Annotated in this window: 10 protein-coding genes; 3 read left to right on the plus strand and 7 right to left on the minus strand. The window is 69.9% G+C overall.

Annotated elements, in window-relative coordinates:
• Positions 1-23 precede the first annotated feature (23 nt).
• Positions 24-2,489 (plus strand): OPT family oligopeptide transporter, encoded by a 2,466-nt coding sequence (locus AABA78_RS36945; protein WP_338270182.1) that lies wholly within the window; start codon positions 24-26, stop codon positions 2,487-2,489.
• Between the two features lie 7 nt (positions 2,490-2,496).
• Here the strand turns inward: AABA78_RS36945 and AABA78_RS36950 are convergent, their stop codons facing one another.
• Entirely contained in the window at positions 2,497-2,829 is a 333-nt protein-coding gene (locus tag AABA78_RS36950) for a hypothetical protein (RefSeq protein WP_338270183.1), read from the minus strand.
• Between the two features lie 200 nt (positions 2,830-3,029).
• Between AABA78_RS36950 and AABA78_RS36955 the strand changes: the two genes are divergently transcribed.
• Positions 3,030-4,796 carry a HEAT repeat domain-containing protein gene (locus AABA78_RS36955; protein WP_338270184.1) on the plus strand — a complete coding sequence of 589 codons (1,767 nt, stop codon included), beginning with the start codon at positions 3,030-3,032 and terminating at the stop codon, positions 4,794-4,796.
• A 4-nt stretch (positions 4,797-4,800) separates the two neighbouring features.
• On the plus strand, positions 4,801-6,111 hold the full coding sequence (locus AABA78_RS36960) for an HD-GYP domain-containing protein (protein WP_171414309.1): 1,311 nt from the start codon (positions 4,801-4,803) through the stop codon (positions 6,109-6,111).
• Here the strand turns inward: AABA78_RS36960 and AABA78_RS36965 are convergent.
• From AABA78_RS36965 to selA, 6 genes are all read right to left on the minus strand, one after another.
• Positions 6,092-7,114, minus strand: a complete 1,023-nt coding sequence (locus AABA78_RS36965) for an RluA family pseudouridine synthase (protein ID WP_338270185.1) — start codon at positions 7,112-7,114, stop codon at positions 6,092-6,094. The genes AABA78_RS36960 and AABA78_RS36965 overlap by 20 nt on opposite strands.
• Before the next feature lie 11 nt (positions 7,115-7,125).
• Positions 7,126-7,389 (minus strand): hypothetical protein, encoded by a 264-nt coding sequence (locus AABA78_RS36970; protein ID WP_120526362.1) that lies wholly within the window; start codon positions 7,387-7,389, stop codon positions 7,126-7,128.
• 77 nt (positions 7,390-7,466) lie between these two features.
• A complete protein-coding gene (locus AABA78_RS36975) occupies positions 7,467-9,245 on the minus strand; it encodes a helix-turn-helix domain-containing protein (RefSeq protein ID WP_338270187.1) in 1,779 nt (592 codons plus the stop codon).
• Positions 9,242-10,288 carry a P-loop NTPase gene (locus tag AABA78_RS36980; RefSeq protein WP_216622905.1) on the minus strand — a complete coding sequence of 349 codons (1,047 nt, stop codon included), beginning with the start codon at positions 10,286-10,288 and terminating at the stop codon, positions 9,242-9,244. The genes AABA78_RS36975 and AABA78_RS36980 overlap by 4 nt, the downstream gene beginning before the upstream one ends.
• A 122-nt stretch (positions 10,289-10,410) precedes the next feature.
• Positions 10,411-11,004 carry an HNH endonuclease gene (locus AABA78_RS36985; protein ID WP_171414316.1) on the minus strand — a complete coding sequence of 198 codons (594 nt, stop codon included), beginning with the start codon at positions 11,002-11,004 and terminating at the stop codon, positions 10,411-10,413.
• Positions 11,001-12,395 carry an L-seryl-tRNA(Sec) selenium transferase gene (selA, locus tag AABA78_RS36990; RefSeq protein ID WP_338270230.1) on the minus strand — a complete coding sequence of 465 codons (1,395 nt, stop codon included), beginning with the start codon at positions 12,393-12,395 and terminating at the stop codon, positions 11,001-11,003. Before selA ends, AABA78_RS36985 begins: the two co-directional genes overlap by 4 nt.
• Positions 12,396-12,566 lie beyond the last annotated feature (171 nt).

Raw genomic sequence — 12,566 nt, forward strand, 5'->3', positions numbered from 1 at the left:
GATTTCCTGTCAGGAGTGCCTGCTTGGCCCATGGTTCCCCGCCGGTCGTCGATGATCGCGTTCCCCTCGCGGAGGCGCATGGCGCCCCGCACAAGCCCTACGTCTCACCGGAGCAGTCGCCCGCGGAGCTGACCCTCCGCGGCCTGGTGCTCGGGTCGGTGCTGGGCATCGTGTTCGCGGCGTCGTCCGTGTACCTGGCCATCAAGGTCGGCCTCACGGTGTCCGCGTCCATCCCGGTGGCGGTGCTCTCCATCGCCATCTTCCGGGCCCTGGGGCGCTCCAGCATCCTGGAGAACACCATCGTCCAGACGACGGGCTCCGCGGGCGAGTCTCTCGCGTTCGGCGTGGCGGCGGCGCTGCCCGCCCTGCTCATCCTGGGCTACGACATCAGCCTCACGCACGCGTTCCTCACCGCCGCGCTGGGCGGCGTGCTGGGCGTGCTGATGATGATTCCGCTGCGCCAGGGCCTCATCGTCCAGGAGCACGGCAAGCTCACCTACCCGGAGGGCACCGCCAGCGCGGACGTGCTCATCGTCGGTGAGCAGGGCGGCACCAACGCCCGCACGGTCATCCTGGGGTTCATCATCGGCGGCGTCTACAAGTTCGCCTACTCCGGGATGAAGCTCTTCAAGGAGGCCATCGGCACGCCCATCAAGGGGCTCAAGGCCGCGACGCTCTCCACGGAGGTGTCCCCGGAGCTGCTCGGCGTGGGCTACATCATCGGGCCGCGCGTCGCGTCCATCACCTTCGCGGGCGGCGTGCTCAGCTACCTCATCCTCATCCCGATGGTGTCCTTCTTCGGCAGCGGCATGGAGACGCCGCTGCTCGTGCACAACGGGATGCTCATCCGGGACATGTCGCCGGATCAGATCCGCAACGCGTACGTGCTCTACATCGGCGCGGGCGCGGTGGCGACGGGCGGCCTCATCAGCCTCATCCGCTCCCTGCCCACCATCGTGGGCGCCTTCAAGCGCAGCGTGGAGACGCTGCGCCAGTCGCGCACGCAGGGCGCCCTGCCCACGGTGCTGCGCACGGATCAGGACCTGCCCATCACCGTGGTGCTGGTGGGCAGCGCGCTGCTCATCCTGGCCATCTGGCTGGCGCCGCCGCTGCACGTGAACTTCATCTCCGCCATCCTCATCGTCGTCTTCGGCTTCTTCTTCGTGACGGTGAGCGCGCGCATCACGGGCGAGATCGGCTCCTCGTCCAACCCCATCTCCGGCATGGTGGTGGCCACGCTGCTCGTCACCTGCCTCGTGTACCTGCTGTTCGGCTGGACGTCGTCGCCGGACCGCTTCATGGCGCTCACCACGGCGGCCATCGTGGGCATCGCCGCGTCCAACGGCGGCACCACGGCGCAGGACCTGAAGACGGCGTTCCTCGTGGGCGGCACGCCCAGGAAGCAGCAGATCGCCCTCTTCGTCGGCGTGCTCACCAGCGCCATGTTCATCGGCCTGGTGCTGGTGCTGCTCAACCAGGGCGCCACCGCGGTCATCCCGGAAGCACACCCGGGCGTGCAGGTGACGGAGATGTCCACCGAGACGCGCACCCAGCACACCTATCGCTGGGCGGTCTCCCAGGACGCGCTCACCCAGCGCGGCATGACGCCCGCGCAGCTCAAGCGCTCGCTGTGGGCGGAGCGCCTGGACATGGTCCCCGCGGACGGCGCGCTGGAGCTGCGCAGCTGGCGCCCCATCCCCGCCCAGGAGCTGTCCAACCTCACGCTGGCGCCGGCCAACGGCCCGTCGCTGAAGCTGTCAGACGCGGGGCTCGTCACCGCCGGTCCGGACCGCGTCTACAAGGAAGGCTTCGTGCGCGGCGCGGACACGCCCGTGCCCGCCGGCCGCTACCTCGTGGATGATCAGGGCAGCATCCAGTACGTGGTGGACCCGGGCATCGGCGGCCGCATCAGCGAGTACGAGGGCCAGACGCTCACCCGCTACTCCGCCCCCAAGGCGCAGCTGTTCGCGCTCATCATCGACGGCATCCTCACGCAGCGGCTGCCGTGGGACCTGGTGCTGCTGGGCGTCTTCATCGCGCTGATGCTGGAGCTGTGCGGCGTGTCCTCGCTGCCCTTCGCGGTGGGCGTGTACCTGCCCATCAGCAGCAGCGCCCCCATCTTCGTGGGCGGCATGGTGCGCCACTTCGTGGACAAGCTGCGCGGCGGCAGCGCGGCGGAGTCCGAGTTCTCCCCCGGCACGCTGATGTCCTCCGGCTACATCGCGGGCGGCTCCATCGCGGGCGTGCTCATCGCGTTCCTTGAGATCGCCAGCGACGGCGCCTGGACGCGCGCCATCAACCTGCCCGCCCTCTTCGGGCACGAGAACGCGGTGGGCGCGTTCCTCAACGCCGTGGGCGAGAGCGAGCTGGCGCACCCGACGTGGTCCAACGTCTGGGGCCTGGCCTTCTTCGCCGTCCTCACCGCGGTCCTCTTCCGCTCCGCCCTCAAGGGCAAGAGCGGCGCGGAGGCCCCGCCGCCGTCGCACTGACGGCGCGCTACAGCGCGGGCACCGACGGCGGCACCTCCGGGTCGCCGCCGCCGGAGTCCGCCGCCCCCTTCGCGCAGACGTACTCCGCGCGCAGCGGCGTCACGATGCCGAAGGTGAAGGCGTAGACGAACGGGCTCCACCACGGCCAGTACACGTCCACCCGCGACAGGCCATGCCGGCACTCCGCCGCGGCCACGTTGGACGTCGTCAGCCCCTCCACGAAGCTCGCCCCGGTCTGGGTCTCCGGTGCGCCCTCGCGCGGCGCCGGACTGCGCACGCTCATGCGGAAGCACCCCGTGAGGGACGCCAGGACCAGGGCGGACGCGGCCAGTCGCTTCATGGACGGGGACTCCGGCAAGCAAAGGGGCCCCCTGCCTAACACACCCGGGATTCACCGCCAGTCCGCCCGGCGTTGCCCAGCTGTCACTTCAACCCTCTGGATTCTGGGCGTTTCTCGGATTGGGAGCCGACAGGAGACAGGAGTACACTCCGGGTTCCCCCAGCGGGGCCTTCCGCCCCATCCGGATTCTTCCAGGTTTCATGGCACAGCCCCAGAAAGTCACGGACGCGAACGCGGAGCCGGAGCAGTCGCCGGAGGTTCGCGAGAAGGTGGAGCTGGCGAAGACGTTCGCGTTCCACCTGCTCAAGGGCATCAAGCAGATTGGCATGTACCGCCACAACGAGGCGCGCTTCCCGGAGTTCCTCTCCAAGGCGCAGGAGGCCATCTCCTCGTACACGGAGAAGTACGGGCCGCTCTCGCTGAAGGTGGAGCAGCAGAACTTCATGCTGTACGGCGAGGCGCTCTTCTCCGAGGAGTCGCCGCTCCCCTACAAGTTCTTCCGCGACGGCATCCGCCAGCTCATCTTCCGGCCGGGGCTGCCGCTGGAGGAGCTGGTCACCCTCACGCTCATCGCGCTGTCGGAGCCGGAGCGCGGCGCGGACGACGTGCTCGCGCAGCTGTGGCGCGCGGGCATGCAGCAGGTGGAGTACGTGGTGGTGGAGGGCTTCTCCATGGAGGGCGCCTCCGAGGACGAGGTCCAGGTGGAGGTGGACAAGGTGGTGGGCTACCTCTACTCCCGCCTCCAGACGAACTCGGATGACTTCCTGCGCTTCGCGCGCGTGTCCGCGGAGGACCTGGACGCGAAGCTGGACGGCGTGGAGCAGATCCGCGGCCTCGTCGTGGGCGGCCGGCACGCCACGGACGACCTGAAGGCCCGCATCCAGCGGGAAATCACCGAGGAGGAGAACGCGCGCCTGTTCCCGAAGCTCGTGGGCGCGGTGTTCCAGGTGGTGGAAGGCGGCGTGGATGATCCGGTGCTGCTGGAGGAGATCTTCCTGCAGCTCTTGGACATGCTGCTGCTCCAGGACGACTTCGCCACGGTGAACCAGATCGTCCTCAAGCTGCGCGCGCTCTCCCAGCGCGAGGGCGGCGAGGACCTGGGGCGCCTGCTCAACAACTTCCTCCACAAGATGGGCGAGGAGCAGCGCCTCACGCGGCTGGGCGAGTCGCTGAAGACGACGCGCACGCGGCAGCCGCAGGACGTGACGCGCTACCTGCAGGCGCTGGGCCCGGACTCCGTGCTGCCCCTGCTCAGCGTGCTGGAGACCATCGAGCTGCCGGAGAACCGCCTCCTCCTGGGCGACGTGCTGGCCACCTTCGCGAGGGAGCTGCCGGAGCCGTTCGTGGCGCGCCTGCTGTCGGACCGGCCGCAGACGGTGCGCGACATGGTCTACATCCTGGAGAAGAGCAACCACCCGGAGCGGGTGAAGATGTTCGGCCAGGTGATGAAGAGCCCCAACCTGGTGGTGAAGCTGGAGGTCATGCAGATCATCGGGCGGGGCCGCACGGCGGAGGCCCGGCGCATCATCGCCGACGCGCTCACCGACGGCGTCTCCCAGGTGCGCATGCTGGCCGCGAAGCTGTTGCCGGAGTTCGACCGCGAGCGGGCCTTCACGGACCTGGTGCGGCTGGTGCGCGACCCCGGCTGGGACAAGAAGACGTCCGACGAGAAGGCCGCCGTCTACGCGGCCATCGGCGCCACCAACCTGCCCGCGGCGCTGTCCATGATGCAGCAGCTGCTCACGGTGAAGCCGTCGCTGCTCAACAAGCGGCGGGTGATGGAGGACAAGCTGCTGGCCATCACCGGCCTGGGCGGCGCGGGCTCCATCCAGTCCTACAAGATGTTGCAGGCCGTGGTGGAGGACAAGACGCAGCCCCTGGACGTCCTCACCGCGGCACGCAAGGCGATGTACCAGACGCGCAAGGCCCTGTTCGGGGACTCGGCGCTTCCGGAAGAGGCGAGCTGACACCATGGCCGACAACCTGAAGATCAATCAGACCCAGGACGAGAACCTGGGGGAGTACGGGCGCGAGCACAACGAGAAGCTCCAGAACCTGTCGCGCTCCATGCTCGCGGGCCTCTACATGCTCGTGCGCTCCGTGAAGATGTACGACCCGGAGAACGCCGTCTTCGAGAAGCCGCTGCACCAGCTCCAGGACATCATCAACCAGATCATCGGCAAGGAAGGCCGGCTGGAGCTGACGGGCGTCAAGGACTCCTTCTACCTCAACGGCATGCTGGTGAAGGTGGACCTCAACTCCATCGAGAACCAGCGCTACCTCTTGTCGGAGCTGCGCGCCAAGGACGTGGGCGGCATCACGCTGACCAAGCCCGTCACCACGCAGGAGCTGAAGAACTTCGTCTGGATCTTCAGCAAGGAGCAGTCCTCCACCGCGGAGGAGGACGGCCTGCAGGGGCGCAAGCTCCTCAACATGCGCGTGGCGAAGTTCTCCAAGCTCAAGGAGAAGCTGAACAAGGACATGGACACGCCGGGCGACCAGAAGGTCGACCGCAAGAAGTACGCGATGACCGTGTACGCGCGCGCCGTGTTCTTCCTGCAGAAGTACCTGGAGTCCGTGCGCGCGGGGAAGCCCATCGGCTCCTCGCGGGCGCTGCGCCTGGTGCAGGACTTCGTGGACATCTCCTACGATCAGCGCACCCACTTCCTGGGCATGACGACGCAGAAGCGCGAGGAGGACTACCTCGTCTACCACCAGGTGAACGTGGCGCTGATGTGCATCGTGTTCGGCGCGGAGCTGGGCCTCACCAAGCCGCAGCTGCGCGACCTGGGCTACATCGCCCTCTTCCACGACGCGGGCATGACGACGCTGCCGGAGGAGCTGTCCACCAAGCGCGGGGCGCTCACCGCGGACGAGAAGACGGCGGTGGCGCGCGCGCCGCTCATCAGCGTGCGCAACATCCTGATGGAGAAGGGCTTCAGCCGCTCCACGCTGCTGCGCGTGGTGACGACGTTCGAGCACAAGACGGACTACGGCACCGCGGTGCGTGACGCGCGCGGCAACATCCAGATGATCATCCCCAAGACGAACCTGGGGGTGTACGCGAAGATCATCGCCATCTGCGACGCGTACGACGCGCTCACCTCCCGCAGGCCCTACCGGGACGCGTACGGCCCGGAGGTGGCGCTGATGCTGATGTGGACGGAGATGCGCCAGAAGTTCGACCCGGAGCTCCTGGCCGTCTTCATGCGGGTGATGGCCATCCAGCCCATCAAGGTCCTCTCCCGCCGCCAGCAGCAGCTCAGCGTTTCCGGCCTGTAGCCTTCGCCGCCGGCTTCTTCGCCGCGGGCTTCGCCTTCACGGGAGGCCCGGCGGGGATGTTCGCCTCACGCAGCAGCGCGAGCGCCTTCGTGAAGTCCTCCGGGAGGGGGGCTTCCAGGTCCAGCCGCTTGTGGGTGCGCGGGTGTTCGAAGGCCAGTCGCCACGCGTGCAGCGCCTGGCGGCCCAGCGCCTCCTGCGCCTGCGCCACCGCGCCCTTCGCCTTGCGGCCCGCGCCGTAGAGCGCGTCGCAGAGCAGCGGGTGCCCGGCCTCCGCCAGGTGGACGCGGATCTGATGCGTGCGGCCGGTGAGCAGGTCCACCTCCACCAGCGCGGCGCCGTCGAAGGACTCGCGCACGCGGAACAGGGTGATGGCGGGCTTGCCCTCCTTCACCTTGCCGGTGAACTTCTGGCGGTGGATGGGGTGGCGGCCGTAGAGCGTCTCAATCCGCCCTTCCGCGGGCGGCACGCCGTGCACCAGCGCCAGGTACGTCTTCTGGACCTCGCGCGTCTTGAAGGCCTTCTGGAGGGCCACCAGGGCCTGCTCGTGCTTGGCGACGACGAGGCAGCCGGTGGTGTCCTTGTCCAGCCGGTGGACGATGCCGGGACGCAGCTCGCCGCCCACGCCGGCCAGGTCCTTCACGCGGTGCAGCAGCGCGTTGACCAACGTGCCGGAGGCGTGCCCCGCGCCCGGGTGCACCACCATGCCGGCGGCCTTGTCCACGACGACGAGGTCCCGGTCCTCGTGCAGCACGGACACGGGCAGCGCCTCGGCCTGGGGAATCGCGGCGACGGGCGCGGGGACGTGGAGCGACAGCAGCTCCCCCCCGCGCAGGCGCTGCGCGGCCTTGCCGGGCTTGCCGTCGGACAGCACGTGGCCGTCGGCGATGAGGCCCTGGAGGCGGGAGCGGGTGAGGTCCGGGAACGCGCGGGCGAGGTACGCATCCAGCCGCTCGCCCCGGGCTTCCGGGAGGGCGCGGTGCTCGCGCGTGTCGGGTGAGGCCACGGCGGAGGGCGCTACCAGATCTTCGACTTCACGTGCGCCTTGGAGCGCAGCACGATGTCGTTGATGGCGCGCTCGAAGAAGTTCGCCTGGGTGCTGATCTCCGCGCTCACGCGGCTCTTGTAGAGCGCGCGCCCCTCTTCCAGTTCCTCCTTGAGGACCTCGAAAAGGTTGTCCTGCTCGATGCCCTTGATGATCTTCTGCTCGTTGTAGAGCGAGATATCGGAGGCGATCGCGCGAGCGAGTCGCATCGCCTTGACCTTTTCCTCTTCCGTCATCGTGCCACTACTTAGGCACCCACCCCGTGCGAGTCAACTTTTCCCGTCGCACGGGAGGGTGCCCGGCCGCCGCCGGGTCAACGGCCCGACTTGGCGGGTTTCTCGGAGAACAGCGCCAGGTAGCTCTTGGACACGCGCAGGGGGTCCAGGCCCAGCTCGCGGGCGAGGTTCATGAGGATGCCGCGCAGGTACACGGTGGTGGGGAGCGCGGTGTAGCGGTCCGCCTCCACGTTCTCCAGGTGACGCACGGAGATGCGGGTCCGGTCGGCGAGTTGCTGGATGGACAGGCCGCGGGCCTCGCGGACGCGGCGCAGCAGCTCGCCGTTGAACTCGGCGTCGGCGGGGATGTCCACGCCCCGGGGGCGGGCCTCGCGGACCTTGGCGGCCACCTGGGCCAGCGCGGACTCGGCGGTCGCGATGGCGGAGTCCTGCGCCAGGACCTGGGCCTCCCCGAGCTTGCGGACCGTGGGGCCCTTCACGCTGCCCGGCCCCGTGGGGCCGTGGGCGCCAGGACGCGAGTCGATGGGGCGCGACGTCAGGGGCCGCACGGCGGCGCGGGAGGCACCCGTGGCCGGGGTCCGGGCCAGCGCGGTGGTGCTGGCGTCCGGGGCGGGGTTCGGATCCGACTCGCCCTGGGTGGTCGTCACGGCCGCCGCGCTGGTGGCGTCCGGCGTGGGGCTCGGGGCCACGGCCGCGGGCTCCGGAGGCGCCGTCACCGCGCTGGCCTCTGGAGCGGACCGCGAGGCCGGGGCCTCCGTCGAGGCTTCGACGGCGGGAGCCTGGGGAGCGTCCTCGGAGACCGGCGGGCTCGAGACGGCGGGAGAAGGAGCCGCCTCCACGCGGTCCGGGGCCGTGGCGGATCCGTCAGCGACCGGCGCGGATCCGGTGGACCCCGTACCGACCGCGTCGGTGTTCACCGGGGAACCCACGGGCGCGGTGGCGGCCTCGTCAGCATCCACCGTGGAACCCGCGAGCGCGGTGGCGGAACCGTCGGCGGCGGGCACGGGGGTGGATCCGGTCGCGCTCGCCACGGGGGCCGACAGCGCCGGGGCGGCGGCCTCCGTGCGCTCCGGGGTGGAACTTGAGGAGGCCTGCGCCGCCACGTCCTGCGCGGGAGCGGACGTGCTGGACGCCTCGGCCTCCACGGCCTTCGGCTCTCCGGACGGCTTCGCGTCCACAGCGGGCGCCGGAGCTTCGGCGGCTCCCCTGCCCTGCCCGCGCAGCGGACCCGCCGGGACATAGACGAACGACAGGCTCCGGGTGAACGAGGCACGGAAGGCCTCCACCACCGCCACGCCCCCCACCCTCACCGGCTCGGGGGGCACGCCTGGAGCGTCCTTCGCCGAGGACTCCTGCCGCTTCGACTCCTCACCCCGCATCCGCTCCTCGCTCTTTCCGGGCGTCTCGCTCGCGCGCGGCGCCTCCCCTTCCGTGTCGCTCACGGACGCCGCGGCCTTCAGTCGCGACTCCGCCTCCAACCGTTCGGCGTCCACCGCGCCCGCGGCCTTCGCCAGCGCCGCGGCGGCGGTGGCCAGGGCCTCCGCGACCCGCGCGGCCGAGTCCACCTTGTCCGCGGCATCCGCCGTCACGGCCGCCTTCGCGAGCCGCTCCGTGGACAGCCCGATGGAGCGGTCATACTCGACGCGCAGGTCCGCGTCGGTAAGCATCTCCATCGCTTCGTTCATCCGTTCACGCAGCGCGTCCACCTGGTCCGGATCCCCCAGCGCGTACACCGCGATGGACTCCGGTGAATACAACTCCATCAGGCGCTCGTGGGCCGCGCGGATCTCCGCGTCGGAGGCCGTGGGCGGCACCTCCAGGAGCTCGTAGTAGGTCTGCTGCGCGAAGGGCTTCATGGGATGGCGGACTCGGGGGAAGGGCCGTCGAGCGTCAGGATGCGCGCGGCGATGCGCTGGAGCCCCTGGGCCACCGGCGAGTCGGGCCGCTCGATGAGCACCGGCTTGCGCTTGCGCACCGCGCGCCACGCCTCGTCGTCGTAGCGCAGGGCGCCCAGGTCATCCATGTCGATGCCGAAGAACTTCTTCCACGCGGACACCATCGCGGCGCCCACCTTCTCGTCCGCGTCCGTGCGCGCCTGGTTCACGACGAGCCGCACGCGGAACGCCGCCAGCTCGCGCTCCAGCCGCTCCGCGTCCGAAGGGGCCTTGCGCCGCACCTGCGCGACGACGTCGTGCAGCGTCCGCAGGGCGCCCTCGCGGGTGGACAGCGCGCCTTCGACGAGGTCCTGGATGCCGTAGCGCGCCTCCGTCTGCTGGAGCTTGCGGAAGAAGGCCGCCTTGACGAAGCGGTACGCGTTCTCCACGGACGTGGGCTCCGGCAGCACGACGAGCAGGCCGTGGTCCGCGATGAGGAAGAAGTCGAGCGTGTTGAAGCTGGTGCCCGCGCCCAGGTCCAGGATGAGGTAGTCCGCCGTCGTCTGCGACAGCAGCGTGCGCAAGAGCTTCTGCTTCTGCGCGTACTTGAGGTTCGCCGCGTCCAGCGAGTCCTGCGCGCCGGCGATCAGCGACAGCCCGGGCACGCCAGTGGAGACCATCACCTCTTCGAGGTTGGCCTTCCCGCGCCGGAGGAAGTCCGACAGCGTGGCCTCCGGAGGCCCCACGCCCAGGCACGTGTGCAGGTTGGCGCCGCCCAGGTCCGCGTCCACGAGCAGCACCTTGTGGCCGGCCTGCGCGAGCGCGACGCCCAGGTTCGCGGACACCATCGACTTGCCGATGCCGCCCTTGCCGCCGCCCACCGCGATGATCCGCCGCGAGCGGGCGCGCCGCGCGAGGCCCGCGGGCCCTGCAGGCGACACGTCATTGGCCGCACGCGGCGAAGCGCCAGCAAGCGAGGCGGGAGCGGATGGAGGCAAGGGGGCGGGCTTCACGAAGGCTCGCATCAAAGCCCGTCCTACCGCCCGAGTCGACACCCCGCCATTTCACGGCCGTTCCCCACGGCCCCGGTGCCCGCGCCCCGGCGCCAGGAGGCTCGGGGAGCAGGCGGCCGGGGAACCGTTCGCTGTCACTCGTCGAGCAGCTCGACGTTCCAGTACGACACGTCCGCGAGGTGCAGGAACGGCAGCCACTCACGGTAGGTGACCTTGCGGATGGCGCCGCGGAACAGCGGCGTCCAGCGCGGGCGCACGGGCTTCTTGAGCAGCCGCATGCCGGCCTGCTCGGGCGTGCGTCCGCCCTTCTTCAGGTTGCAGGGGACGCAGGAGCACACCACGTTCTCCCACGTCGTCTTGCCCCCCTGGGTGCGCGGGTTGACGTGGTCCAGGTTGAGGTCGCTGCGGGGCAGCTGCTTCGCGCAGTACTGGCAGGTGTCGTTGTCGCGCGCGTAGATGTTGAGGCGCGAGAAGCGCACCTTGGCGCGCGGCAGGTGGTCATACGCGCCGAGCACGAGCACGCGCGGGACGCGGATGGTGCGGTCGATGGTGGTGATGCTGTCCTGGGTGGCGCTGAGGGCGGCCCAGTCCTCGAACTCATACAGGCGGTACTGCTCGTCGATGGCTTTGGCGACGCCCTGATACAGCAGGGAAAAAGCCCGTTTGACCGACGTCACGTGAACCGGCTGGTAGTACCGGTTTAAAACGAGCACGGCGCTGTTGATCATGGCTGGTTTCCCGAACGGGCGGCCGCCACAGCCTGCGCGACCTGCCCCAGGTCCTCCTCTGAGAGACATCGGACGTCGAGAACAACCTCGTCATCCGCAATCCTGCCAATAACGGGCACCTCGGCTTCGCGCAGACGTTCCAGGAATACTTTCGGCGCTTCTACGGTGAGGCTGCAAGCGTAGGAAGGCAACCGGGCCAGAGGCATGGCACCTCCACCCACCTGTCCATCCACGGACACGACCCGGCCCACGACGCCGCGCGCCGCGAGCAGGGCCGCCAGCCGTTCGGCACGGGCTTGCAACAAAGCTGGCTGCTGGGTGAGCAGGCTTTGGGTGGGGACCGCGTCCGGGCGGCCATCCCGGTACAGCTCCAGCGTCGCCTCCAGGGCCGCGACCGTCATCTTGTCGACACGCAGCGCGCGTGTGAGCGGGTGGGATTTGATGCGCTGGAGCAGGTCCCCGCGGCCGACGATGACGCCTGCCTGGGGGCCCCCGAGGAGCTTGTCGCCGGAGAAGGCAACGACGTCCGCGCCGTCGCGGATGGCCTGGCCCACGGTGGGCTCCGGAGTGAGGCCCGGGCCGGACAGCGGCACGAGCGCGCCGGAGCCCAGGTCCTGGAAGACGGGCACGTCACGGGAGCGTCCCAGTTCGGTGAGTTCCGCGAGGGACGCCTCTTCCGTGAAGCCGACGAGCGCGAAGTTGGAGCGGTGGACCTTCACGATGAGGCCGGTGTCCGGGGTCAAGGCGTTGGCGTAGTCCGCGCGGCGGGTGCGGTTGGTGGTGCCGACCTCCACGAGCTTCGCGCCGGACTGGCGCATGACGTCCGGGATGCGGAAGCCACCGCCGATTTCGACGAGCTCACCGCGGGACACGACGCACTCACGGCCGGAGGCCAGCGCGGCGAGGACGAGCAGCACGGCGCCCGCGCAGTTGTTGACGACGATGGCGTCCTCCGCGCCCGTGAGCGTGCGCAGGTGGCCGATGAGGGGCGCGTAGCGGCTGCCGCGCTCCCCTTCATCCAGGTCGTATTCGAGGTTGGAGTAGCCGCGCGCCACGGCCACGACACGCTCCACGGCTTCCGGGGCGAGCGGCGCTCGGCCCAGGTTCGTGTGGAGCACGACACCCGTGGCGTTGATCACGCGCCGCAGGTTCGGCGTGGCCAGGGACGAGAGCGCCGCCTCCACGTCCGCGTCCTCGAAGGGACGCGGGTCTCCCGCGAGCAGCCTGGAGCGCACGCGTTCGACGGCGAGCCGCAGGGCCGCTACTGCACGGGCATGAGGAAGATTCGCGAGCCGGGGCTCCAACGACGGCCGCCGCAGGAGTTGTTCAATGGAGGGAAGGCCACGCAGGAGCGCGTTCTTGCCTTCGGGGGGGTTCGACACGGCACCCATGGCTCCGGAGTCTACCCGGACCTCCGTGCCCGCGGGCATGCCCCACGGCTTTTCCCCATCGCAAAGCCATACATCAATGCCAGACATCTTTCTCCTGCAAGGGCCTGGTTGGCGTTCGCTCAACCGGGGACACCGTTCCGCTGTGCCTGCAATGGCCGCCTCCCCCTGGGT

The organism is Corallococcus caeni (genome assembly GCF_036245865.1).
Taxonomy (GTDB): domain Bacteria; phylum Myxococcota; class Myxococcia; order Myxococcales; family Myxococcaceae; genus Corallococcus; species Corallococcus caeni.